This is a genomic window from Exobacillus caeni (assembly GCF_005747095.1).
Taxonomy (GTDB): domain Bacteria; phylum Bacillota; class Bacilli; order Bacillales; family Guptibacillaceae; genus Exobacillus; species Exobacillus caeni.
This window is the reverse complement of sequence record NZ_SWLG01000049.1, coordinates 1-1,586: the sequence shown is the minus strand read 5'-3', so window position 1 is coordinate 1,586 and position 1,586 is coordinate 1. Positions and strand designations below refer to the sequence as shown.

Here is a 1,586-nt window from a genome sequence, read left to right as displayed (position 1 = left end):
TTGTGATAGCTCTCTATCACGTCGTGTTACTCCATAGAAAGGAGGTGATCCAGCCGCACCTTCCGATACGGCTACCTTGTTACGACTTCACCCCAATCATTTGTCCCACCTTCGGCGGCTGGCCCCAAAAGGTTACCTCACCGACTTCGGGTGTTACAAACTCTCGTGGTGTGACGGGCGGTGTGTACAAGGCCCGGGAACGTATTCACCGCGGCATGCTGATCCGCGATTACTAGCAATTCCGGCTTCATGCAGGCGAGTTGCAGCCTGCAATCCGAACTGAGAACGGCTTTATGGGATTCGCTTCACCTCGCGGTGTCGCTGCCCTTTGTACCGTCCATTGTAGCACGTGTGTAGCCCAGGTCATAAGGGGCATGATGATTTGACGTCATCCCCACCTTCCTCCGGTTTGTCACCGGCAGTCACCTTAGAGTGCCCAACTGAATGCTGGCAACTAAGATCAAGGGTTGCGCTCGTTGCGGGACTTAACCCAACATCTCACGACACGAGCTGACGACAACCATGCACCACCTGTCACTCTGTCCCCCGAAGGGGAACGCCCTATCTCTAGGGGTGTCAGAGGATGTCAAGACCTGGTAAGGTTCTTCGCGTTGCTTCGAATTAAACCACATGCTCCACTGCTTGTGCGGGCCCCCGTCAATTCCTTTGAGTTTCAACCTTGCGGTCGTACTCCCCAGGCGGAGTGCTTAATGTGTTAACTTCAGCACTGAGGGGTGGTAGCCCCCCAACACCTAGCACTCATCGTTTACGGCGTGGACTACCAGGGTATCTAATCCTGTTTGCTCCCCACGCTTTCGCGCCTCAGCGTCAGTTACAGACCAGAGAGCCGCCTTCGCCACTGGTGTTCCTCCACATCTCTACGCATTTCACCGCTACACGTGGAATTCCACTCTCCTCTTCTGTACTCAAGTCCCCCAGTTTCCAATGGCTCTCCACGGTTGAGCCGTGGGCTTTCACATCAGACTTAAAGGACCGCCTGCGCGCGCTTTACGCCCAATAATTCCGGACAACGCTTGCCACCTACGTATTACCGCGGCTGCTGGCACGTAGTTAGCCGTGGCTTTCTGGTTAGGTACCGTCAAGGTACCGCCCTGTTCGAACGGTACTTGTTCTTCCCTAACAACAGAGCTTTACGACCCGAAGGCCTTCATCACTCACGCGGCGTTGCTCCGTCAGACTTTCGTCCATTGCGGAAGATTCCCTACTGCTGCCTCCCGTAGGAGTCTGGGCCGTGTCTCAGTCCCAGTGTGGCCGATCACCCTCTCAGGTCGGCTACGCATCGTGGCCTTGGTGGGCCATTACCCCACCAACTAGCTAATGCGCCGCGGGCCCATCTGTAAGTGATAGCTAAAAGCCATCTTTCAAGGAGACACCATGCGGTGTCTCCTGTCATCCGGTATTAGCCCCGGTTTCCCGGAGTTATCCCAGTCTTACAGGCAGGTTGCCCACGTGTTACTCACCCGTCCGCCGCTAAGATCAGGGAGCAAGCTCCCATCTCTTCGCTCGACTTGCATGTATTAGGCACGCCGCCAGCGTTCGTCCTGAGCCAGGATCAAACTCTCCGA

General features: G+C 55.7%; 1 rRNA gene. It reads right to left on the bottom strand.

Going from position 1 to position 1,586, the window contains the following annotated elements:
* Nucleotides 1–37 precede the first annotated feature (37 nt).
* Nucleotides 38–1,586 (bottom strand): 16S ribosomal RNA (locus FCL54_RS23640).